This window comes from Paenibacillus sp. MY03 (assembly GCF_002165585.1).
GTDB classification, from domain to species: Bacteria; Bacillota; Bacilli; order Paenibacillales; family Paenibacillaceae; genus Pristimantibacillus; species Pristimantibacillus agaridevorans.
In genome coordinates, this window is sequence record NZ_MXQD01000026.1 from 1 (window position 1) to 9,635 (window position 9,635).

The 9,635-nt window shown below is 52.8% G+C and carries 7 protein-coding genes; 4 read left to right on the forward strand and 3 right to left on the reverse strand.

Features of this window, described 5'->3' with window-relative positions; all coding sequences use genetic code 11:
* Positions 1-166: 166 nt before the first annotated feature.
* On the reverse strand, positions 167-1,702 hold the full coding sequence (locus tag B1748_RS20390; protein ID WP_087569793.1) for a sulfatase family protein: 1,536 nt from the start codon (positions 1,700-1,702) through the stop codon (positions 167-169).
* Between the two features lie 112 nt (positions 1,703-1,814).
* Between B1748_RS20390 and B1748_RS20395 the strand changes: the two genes are divergently transcribed.
* The 3 genes from B1748_RS20395 to B1748_RS20405 are packed head-to-tail and all read left to right on the forward strand — an operon-like array spanning position 1,815 to position 4,749.
* Complete coding sequence (locus B1748_RS20395) at positions 1,815-2,690, forward strand: AraC family transcriptional regulator (RefSeq protein WP_179215704.1); 876 nt, start codon at positions 1,815-1,817, stop codon at positions 2,688-2,690.
* Positions 2,691-2,738: 48 nt separating this feature from the next.
* Entirely contained in the window at positions 2,739-3,851 is a 1,113-nt protein-coding gene (locus B1748_RS20400) for a hypothetical protein (RefSeq protein WP_087569795.1), read from the forward strand.
* Between the two features lie 43 nt (positions 3,852-3,894).
* Entirely contained in the window at positions 3,895-4,749 is an 855-nt protein-coding gene (locus tag B1748_RS20405; protein ID WP_256975790.1) for an AraC family transcriptional regulator, read from the forward strand.
* Positions 4,750-5,222: 473 nt separating this feature from the next.
* On the opposite strand, the gene B1748_RS20410 is transcribed toward B1748_RS20405, so the two are convergent.
* Together B1748_RS20410 and B1748_RS20415 are read right to left on the reverse strand one after the other, a co-directional pair.
* Entirely contained in the window at positions 5,223-7,331 is a 2,109-nt protein-coding gene (locus B1748_RS20410) for an ABC transporter ATP-binding protein (RefSeq protein WP_087569796.1), read from the reverse strand.
* A complete protein-coding gene (locus B1748_RS20415) occupies positions 7,318-9,075 on the reverse strand; it encodes an ABC transporter ATP-binding protein (RefSeq protein WP_179215705.1) in 1,758 nt (585 codons plus the stop codon). Before B1748_RS20415 ends, B1748_RS20410 begins: the two co-directional genes overlap by 14 nt.
* 390 nt (positions 9,076-9,465) lie before the next feature.
* Between B1748_RS20415 and B1748_RS20420 the strand changes: the two genes are divergently transcribed.
* The coding region (locus B1748_RS20420; RefSeq protein ID WP_143810347.1) for a transposase at positions 9,466-9,635 on the forward strand (170 nt) is incomplete at its 3' end.

Sequence of the window (9,635 nt, forward strand, 5' to 3'; positions counted from 1 at the left end):
TGAGTTACTTTCCGAGCCATCCGCACTTTCGTTTCAGTTCCATATAGCTGCAGGCTCATTATCCACAGTCCGGTAAGTCGCATAATTTCCTCAACAAAAAATAGGCGCTCCGTTAACCGAAACTTTCGGTCGGAAGCGCCCTTCATTCAATTAAACCCGTCAAATATTAAGCATGCCAAATACGCGGCATCGGCATGGACTCCTTGCCCAGCTCCGCCCAAGCATACCGAAGCAAAAGCTCCGACTTAAGTCCGGCGCTGGCGGGATCGTCCCATAAGTTTCGAAGCTCTCCGGGATCCTCCTGCAGGTCGAAGATTTCTCCATAGGTTTGATTGTAGTAGACGGTGATCTTGTAACGTTCGTCCACGTACGTCTTCTGGTGAATCGTCGTCGGCTCGTGCCGGAACTCGCAGAGCGCGTGATCCCTGGCGCTTCCTTGGCGGCCGAGCCAGACATCCTTCTGATCGACGCCCGTCATGGCGTGCGGAACCGAAATGCCGCAGAGTGACAGAAAAGTCGGCGCCAGGTCGATCAGGGATTGGATCGCGGACGATTGAGCGCCCGCCGGCACTTGTCCCGGATACCGCACGATGAACGGCAGCTTGATGAGATCCTCGTAATGGAAGCCGCCCTTCTGCTGCAGGCCGTGCTGTCCGAAGAAATGGCCATGATCCGTCGTGAACACGACGACGGTATTGTCGGCCAAGCCAAGCTCGTCGAGCTTATCCAAGATGGAACCGATATATTTGTCCATCATGCTGATCATGCCGTAGTAGACGGCCACCAGCTTCTTTCGGTCCTCTTCCGTCAGTCTCTTCTTGTCACCGTAGATAGAGTAATGATGGGAGCCGTAGCCATGAATGCCTCTTCCCGTCTCCATCCAGGCGGTGAAGTCCGGGTTCTCCTCTTGCGTCATGCGGAAGTGCGGCGGGTTGTTGTCATGCTCGCCAGGAATCGCGCTTGGAATCGTCAAGCTGTCCGGGTCGTACATTGTATCCCAAGGCTCCGGCACCAGATATTCCGGATGCGGATCGAAGAAGCTGGACCAGAGGAAAAAGGGCTCGTCTTCCTTCGCGTATTGCTCCAGCATGGCATTGCTCCGTTCCGCAATCCAGGTATTATAATGATATTCCTCAGGAATAGGCCACTTGTAGGTCTGGTTAGGATCCATATTTCCCGTCGGCGGCAGGAAATAGTCACGCCAATTGGCGCAGCCCTTCTCTTCCATCCATAAGGCGTAATGCTGCCCGACATGCGCCTCGTTGGTATGATTGCGCGCCAGCTCCGCATGCTCAAAGCCGTAGAACGGCTCGTCGAATGTTCTCCACATGTCCAGATCCTGCAGCACGGGATAGGCTTCCAGCGATGGATATTCCTCCGTCGATTTCAACGGCTGGAAGTGGGCTTTGCCGATCAAGGAGGTCCGATAGCCCGCCTTCTGGAAATCTTCTCCCACCGTATGGCGGTCCTCCATCAGCTTCGTGCCTAACGTCCAGGCTCCGTGCTGGCTGGGATACTTCCCGGTAATAATGGAGGCGCGCGTCGGCGTACAGGTCGGGTTGGGACAGTATGCCCTCGTAAAAGTCGTGCCTTCCCGCGTCAGCCGATCGAGATTAGGCGTATGAAGCTCTCTATTAAACGCGCCGATCGTATTCCAATGCTGTTGATCGCTCGTAATCAACAGAATGTTAGGTTTTTTCATCGCTCACCCTCCTCTTATGCTAAGATTATAAATAAGAATCAACGGTGATGACCATGTCTCGATGTTGGGGAAACCTATCAATTTCTCAGATTGTTGGAGGAGGAGGATTCGCTTGTACTGGAAGGATTACGGCCATGAGCATGCGGAGTTTCTTTATCATACGCCCGGCAGCTGGGAGCAAGAACAATCGGTATGGGTCGTGCGAGGCGGGCAAAGCGTAACCAAACCCGGTTATCAGGCCGGTCCGAGGCGCATGGACTGCTACAGTCTCCATCTCGTGACGGAAGGGCGGCTTATTCTGCGGGAAGCCGAGCGTGAGATTCAACTGCTGGGAGGGGACTTGTTCTGCAAGTTCAAAGGGCGATCCTACACCTATCATCGTGATCCTCATTGCAAAAGATTAACATTGTCCTGGCTCGCTTTCGACGGACCCGGCGCAGAGTCCTTGCTAGGATCTTCCGGCATCACGCCGAGCGTTCCGTATTTGCGAGGCCGGATCGGCGCCGCTTTGCAATCGGCGCTAACGGAGCTGTTTCAGCTGATCCGGAACACGCCGGGCAGCGACAGTCTGCCTTATGCGCTCGAAATGCAAAGCTTGCTGCTTAAGTTTTTCGCAAGCCTTAACCGAACTACGCTGGAGAAACAGCCTGCCCCGTCTACTATGGAATGGGTACGCCAGAGCATCCGCTACATCGAGCTTCATGCGGCTGAGGGGTTGTCCGTGGAGCAATTGGCGGCGCTCACCGGCATGAACCGCAATTATTTTTCGACGGCATTCGCGGAGCAAGTCGGCCTGTCTCCTCTTCAATATATAAGCAAGGTGCGCATGGACAAGGCGGCGGAGCTGCTGGACAGCACCGCCGCCTCGGTCACCGAAATTGCCTACTCGCTTGGTTACGGCAATCCTTTCGCTTTCAGCAGAGCGTTTGCCAAATATGCCGGCATGCCGCCCTCAGCTTATCGGAAGAGAGGGCCGAATAAACAATAAAGATACGCTCACAAGCTATTGATATTATTACAAGGGAGTAGAAAAACAATGGGTATTGAGCGACAATATTGCATCGCACTATGTGAAGATGCTCAAGCGAATAGAAATATGTATCTGGCTGAATCAGAACGTCAGGTTGTGAAGTGGGAGTATGCGGAATGGAGCAGGTACGAGGTCATGCCTTTTTACTTTGAAAGGAATTGCGAGAAAAGAGCCCGGGTAAGTAAAAACGAAACTGATCTCGTATATGGACTTGATGCGGAGGGAAATGTGCTCGTATCCAAAATCATCTCGCAGGGTCACTTCACTTGCCAATCTATATCCCATGATCGCAGAATAACCAGAAAATATGAGAACGATAAGTTGGACAGCATCGAAATCATTTTTTTGGAAGCCGACTTGCCAATCCATTATGTTGAATTTATCGTCAGACAAGGCATTTCGAGCATGCAGTCCTGGTATTTCGAGGAAGCATACCAATATGAAGGCGCTCACGGGAGAATAACCTCCATTGTACGGGACGAGTATTGGCATGTCGGTGACCGGCATTACCTTTATCAGCTCGCTTACGATGACAAGGGGAAACTTTCACATATTAAGGATCAAGACGACTTCACGATCTATGCCCATTTAAAAAAATCCGAAGCGGCTATCTTACGCACACAAGTACTTGATACCCTCGTATTGGAATGGAGAAAAGAGCTATTAAAATATTGTGACAACAACCCGGAACCAGACCTATGCTTTGCGGCCATCTATCTCCACGACGCTCCAATGGGCGTGTGCAATCCGATCGTTCAATTAGGTTCGGAGGAGACTAGAGAAGAGCAGCTGCAGGAAAATACAGACAAGGAATATTTGTGGTATTCCGGGGAACATCCAACGGAATATCAGATGCAATTACAAAATAAATTTTTGTTCGAACAGTTCTCCATCTTGGTGCAATATTGGCAAATAAACCGGGATTGGTGGAGGGAGTCCAAAAAATTTTGGCACGAAGCGGCCCAACAGCTTAACAGAATCAATTGGGGAGAGATTTCGCCACTTACCAAAGATTTTGTCTTTTACGTTGAAGTGGAAGCCTTTCATTTCAAAAGAGATTTCCGGAAAAGCGTTCCGGAAAATAAGTTGTCTGCGCTAGTGGCAAGAGGCTTATGTTAGTATTCGGTATCATACATTCATTCGATTGGAGGTTTCCTTCATAATGAAACCATGGGAAATGATGCGGGACATGAACCGAATGAACTTCAAAGTTATGCTGGCCGGACATTCCCAGAAGCCGGCGGGCTGGCGAAACGGCCCCTACACGCATCGCTTTCACAGCCTGTGGCTGATTACAAAAGGAAAAGCAACCTTTGTGCTCAATGGCTCCTCCTATACGGCCGAGCCGGGCAAGCTGTTTTCTCTTCCCCCCGGAATGGTCGTCGAGCGGATCAATGAAGGCGAAGTGCCCATCGAATTTTTTTTCGTTCGCTTCTCTTACGCCGTTGCCGCCTACGAGGAGGATGGGAGCTGGACGTTGGCTAGTGACAGAGAGCTGCCGTTCCCCTTGTCCGGAAGCTATGCCATCACGAATATCCCTCCGCTCCTCAATTCGTTCGAAGGGATTATGAAGCTGATGAAACATCGCGGCCAGATCGTCCAAATGCGTCAGCGTATCCTGTTTCTCGAGATCTTGACCCAGATCATCTCGGATTTGCGCTCGCAGGCCGTGACGGGACATACGAATACGATGATCGAGTCGACCATCGATTACATGGTTAATCATTATGCCGAGAACATGACCGTAGAGGAGCTGGCCGCCATGGCGGGGATGAGCAGCAGCCATTACTCCCGGCTGTTCAAGAAATACGTCAGCGCGAGCCCCATTCATTATTTGACCCAGCTGCGCATGGACCGGGCTAAGGAGCTTCTCATTCTGTCGGATTACAAGCTGAAGGCCGTCGCCCAAAGCATCGGATACGAGGACGAGCTGTACTTCAGCCGCTTGTTCAAGAAATTTACGGGGCAATCGCCCTCGCAATATGCCAAGACGCACAAAGCCGCACCGAACAGCTGATCCGCTGCCGGTACGGCTTTGTTCACGTATAGGACAGACCAAGCGATTGGGAATCTAACGGACTCACGCGACACTATTAGCCCGTTTTACTCCTAGATCAAATGCTAACGGACAGGAGCGACATTATTTGGCCAAATATAGCCGAAAGTTGTGCGGATGATGCAGATAAGGTCGTCTGTGTCCGTTAGATTCTAGAAACATCATCAAATCGAAGAATAGCGACGTTCCTGTCCGTTAGAAGGACAGCCTCGCACAACGGAGCGATCGAATTGCCTGTAAGGGTGATTATCGATACTTCGCGGGGATTGTCACGGCTAACGCTCCCCCTGGGCCCATCGCTACTTCGCGGCTCTCATCGCGGCTAACGCTCCCCCTGGACTCATCGCTCCATCGCAATCGTCGCGGCTAACGCTCCTCCTGGACCCATCGCTCCATCGCGATTGTCGCTGCTTGCTCTCCGCCTGGACTAATCGCTACTTCGCGATCGTCGCGGCTAACGCTCCGCCAGCTCTTGCAGCCGCGCCCCGCTGCTCCTTCGGCCCTTCATCGTTCTGCAGCTCGTAAAGCTTGCGATAATGCCCGTCGCGTCTCATCAGCGTATCGTGATCGCCCATCTCCTGCACGCGTCCCTTGTCCAGGACGATAATGTTGTCCGCATGTCGAATCGTCGACAGCCTATGCGCCACGATCAGCGTCGTCTTGCCCTTCGACAAACGCAAGAGCCCGCGCTGCAGCGTCTCCTCCGTCTCCGTGTCGATATGCGAGGTCGCTTCGTCCAGGATAAGAATGTCGGGGTCGCTTACGTAGACGCGAAGGAAGGCCAGCAGCTGCTGCTGTCCGGAGGACAGCTTGACGCCTCGTTCGCCTACGGGCGTCTCATACCCTTGCGGCAGCCGTTCGATAAATTCGTCCATTTCCAGCTCCCTTGCCGCGTTGCGAATGTCTTCGTCGCTCAAGTCCGCCCGGTTCATCCGGATATTGTCGTAGATGTTGCCCGTGAAGACGAAGGGATCCTGCTGGATAACGCCGACGGATTGCCTCAGTTGATCCAGCTTGTAGTCCTTCACCTCTACGCCGTCGATCATCAGACTGCCCCTCTGAATATCGTAGAACCGGTTAATGAGCCCGATAATGGAGCTTTTGCCCGCTCCCGTCGCGCCAACGAAGGCTACCGTCTCGCCCGGCTTAATGGAGATGTTGATATCCTTCAGCACCCACTCCTCCTTATTATAGGCGAACCAGGCGCGCTCCAGTCGAATGGCTCCTTTAAGCGGCCGTTCGATCTCCTTCGCGTTCTCTCTGTCCACGATGTCAGGGCGTTCCTCCAACATCTCGAAAATTCTCTCTGCCGAAGCCAGCGCCGTCTGAATCTGCGTGTAACGGTCGGCCAGCGCCGTCAAAGGCTGGAAAAACTGTCTAACGTAAGTCGTGAACGCGTACACGACGCCGAACGTGACTCCGGCAGCCAGTACGGAATGGCCTCCGTACCAGACAACAAGCGCAAGGGCCAGATTTCCGACGAAGCCGATCATAGGGTTAAAGATGGAGTTATTGACGCTGCCCCGCATCCCGGCGCGATAATGCTCGTCATTCAGTTTCACGAATTCGTCGAGCTGCTGCTTCTCCCGGGTGAACATTTGGACAATCGTCATGCCGCTGAGGCTCTCCGCAAGGAAGGAATTCAATCTCGACAGCATGAGCCGCGATACGCGCTGAGCTTCCCTGATGATCCCCTTGAAGTAGAAGGTTACCAAAACCAGCAAAGGAATAACGGCGAACGATACCAACGCCAGCTTGACGTTAAGCACCAGCATAATGGAAGCGATGCCGACCAGCATCAGAACCTCCTTGGCCAGATTGACGATGACCTGGGAATACAGCTGATTGACGGCTTCCACGTCATGCGCCACCCTTGTCACCAGCCGTCCGACGGGGTTGCGATCGAAGTAGGAGGTTTGCAGCTTCGACAAGTGGCTGAACATTACATTGCGCATGTCGAAAATAATTTTTTGCCCCGTATTCGACAAAATGACGGACTGCCAATACGTAAAGATGCCCGTTACCGCCACATTCAGCACAAAGAGCATCGCAAGGATGATCAGGCCGGAATAGTCCTGCTGGCGGAACGCCGCAATCTCTTCCTTGGAAAGCGCATAGCCCTCTCCTCCTGCAGCAGAACCCGACTCCCCGCTCCGGCCTTCTTGCAAATAATAAGCGCCGTCGAGCTGAGAGATGCTGGCGGGATAAATGCCCTCCGGCCAAGTTTCCCCGCTCTGACTTACGCGGTAATACGTCCGTTCTCCCAGTACGATCGGCTTGCCCTGCGTGCGCTCATCCCCTGCCAATCGAGCCAGCGAAGCGGCATCCGCTACATAAACCATCGGCTTCATAAGCCCGTTAATCCGGTCGTCAATGGCCGACTTTACGAGCAACGGCTGTGTGACGGCCGCGCCTGCGACAAGAAGAGCGAACAGCAGCGAGACGGCGAGGCTTCGCCAATACGGGACGGCGAAGGCCATCATTTTGCGCCATAACAATCCGTCCTTCACGCCGGTTAACCGTCGTTCATTATGAATATCCAAACGAACCCTCCATTCCGGTCTTCATTGTCTGCTTATTGTAAGTCGAAGCGTAGAGTCCCCCGCGCCTCATGAGAGAGGCATGATCGCCGCGCTCCACAATACGTCCCTGATCCATAACGACGATCTGATCCGCATGACGGATAGCCGAGAGGCGATGACTCGTAATGATGGTTGTGCGTCCCTTCATCGCTTTCTTTAGCCCTTCCAGAATCCGCTCCTCGGTCTCGGCATCCACCGCCGACAAGCTGTCGTCGAACACCAATATGGCCGGCTCCTTGATTAGCGCCCGGGCAATACTGACACGCTGGCGTTGACCGCCGGACAACGATACGCCGCGCTCTCCAAGGGAGGTGTCAAATTTCCCGGGAAATTCCACGATATTGTCATAGACCTGCGCGACCTTTGCCGCTTCCTGAATGTGCTCCTGTCCGTAACCTCCAGGATGGAAAGCAATATTCTTGCCGATTGTCGTCGAGAACAGCATATGCTCCTGCGGCACGAAGCCGACGGACTCTCTCAATTGCCGCAATGGAATATCCATGATATCGTGACCGTCGATCACGATTGTGCCTCTTGGCGGGTTATAAAGCCGTAGCAGCAGATTGACGAGAGTCGTCTTGCCGCTTCCTACCTTGCCTACGATGGCAAGACTGCTTCCTTCCGGCACGTTCAGATGAATGTTGTCGAGCGCTGCCCGCTTCTGTCCAGGGTAATGGAAGGTCAATCCCTTCACGTTTATGGCGCCTCGCATGTCATCTACGGAATGAACATCCTTTGCATCGGCCACTGCAGGCTCCGTATCGAGTATGTGCCGCAGCCTCACGTCGACCGCTTTGCCCCGCTGCAAGATGTTAATGACCTTGCCAAGGTTCTCGACCGGTGCGACAAGCATGGTAAGGTACGTGTTGAAAGCGACGAAATCGCCCATGCCGATGCTTCCTCTCATCACGAGCAAGCCTCCGAATACGACGGACAGCAAATAACTGACCCCTACAATCGCCGAGCTTATGGCCGTAAAAAACGAATTGGATTTGTTGAGCTTGCAGTTCGTCTCCAGATTGTTCCGGTTGTCTTCCTTAAACTTATTCATCTCGGGCTGCTCCTGAACGTAACCCTTCACGACCCGAATGCCGGCAACAAATTCCTGCACGCGGCTCGTCAATTGACCAACCGCTTCCTGCACAAGCGTCGTTCGCTGCTCGATCTCCCCCCGGAACCGGTACGCAAGATAGGTCAGCGCGGGAAGCGGCAGCAGCACCAGCAGCGTTAGACCGATATGGACGGTGCCCGCCATCGCGGCGATGGCGACGCCGATCAGCACGGCCGCCTCGATGGTGGAGAAAACGCCCATCATGCCTACCTCGCGCATAATGTTAATGTCGTTCACGGCATGACTCATGAGGTCGCCGATCCGCTGCTTGCCAAAGTATTCGCTGGGCAGGCTCTCCCACTTCATAAACAATCTCTTCCGGATATGCTTCTCCAGCAATCTCGCCAGCCGGAACAAGTAGATCCGCCCTGTCGAACGGAAAAACGCCGCCAGAAATCCGACGACGACAATCCACAAGGCGATAGACAGGATTTGACCCGCCGTGATGCCCTCTTGCACGAGGTCGGCGAAGCTTCCAAGCAGCTGCGGAATGACAAGCTGCAGCAGACATGATATGGACAATAATACCGCGCCAAAGACGTATTGCATTTTGTGATTCATCAGATGTTCTTTGAACAATGGCTTGGACTTCACCGTCATGCCCCCTATTTTCTTTGCTATTGCATTAAGTTTACTCCTCATCCCTCTCATAAAACATGGATATTCAAGCTCACTTTTATGGATTATTCTGCTCATTCGAATCTAGAAAAGCTGGCTGTTCGACACAAAATCACGCTTCCTGCAATAGCGATTTTCCCCCTTTTGAAGGTCATCATCGCACTTTATGGGTAAGGGGAAAAATGCCCCTTAATTTCCCCATCCTCACCATCGTGGGAGCTTTAGAGGGAAATCCTCCCTCTAATTCAGGCCGAATCAGCGCATTCGTACAGAACCCACGCGATTATAGGGAGCTTTGTAAGTAGAATAAATAGTGGACACCTCGTTAAGAGAATTCGATAATGAATGAAATAGGAGGTGTTCACAATGGGTGAACAGCGGAATCGATACAATGAAGAGTTTAAGAAACAGACGGTAAAGTATCTGCAAGGGCAGACGAAATCGGTGGAGGACATCGCCCTCGAACTAGATATTCCCGCGAAGACGTTACATGCCTGGAAAGCGAAATTTCGAGATTTTAAGAATGAACCCGTCGC

Coding starts and splice junctions, on each gene's coding strand:
- B1748_RS20405 (WP_256975790.1), top strand. CDS start 3,895: ATGAAACCATGGGAAATGATGCGGGACATGAACCGAATGAACTTCAAA.
- B1748_RS20400 (WP_087569795.1), top strand. CDS start 2,739: ATGGGTATTGAGCGACAATATTGCATCGCACTATGTGAAGATGCTCAA.
- B1748_RS20390 (WP_087569793.1), bottom strand. CDS start 1,702: ATGAAAAAACCTAACATTCTGTTGATTACGAGCGATCAACAGCATTGG.